1 protein-coding gene is annotated in these 233 nt (G+C 67.4%); it reads left to right on the forward strand.

What is annotated here, in order from left to right; translation table 11 throughout:
- A partial coding sequence (locus ACPYOM_RS24080; protein ID WP_481347914.1) for a tyrosine/phenylalanine carboxypeptidase domain-containing protein occupies positions 1-233 on the forward strand: 233 nt, incomplete at both ends.

Below are 233 nucleotides of genomic sequence, written 5' to 3' on the forward strand. Positions count from 1 at the left end.
GCTACCGCAGTGCGGCCCGCATCTTCCGGGGCGGTGATGTACGCGGGCGGGTGTGCTTCACCAAGGATGGCGCCTACCTGGAAGGGCTGCTGCTGGTGACCGCTTTCATCAAGCGCGCCCTGCACGAGAACCGCGGCGACACGCTGCGGCTGCTGTTCTGTGGGCGGGTTGATCTGGGTGACCTGGTCACCCTGGCCCCTTACCGGGACAGCGGGCTGATTGCAGCGCCACGT

The sequence above is a fragment of the Monashia sp. HAY1-2A genome (genome assembly GCF_056755315.1).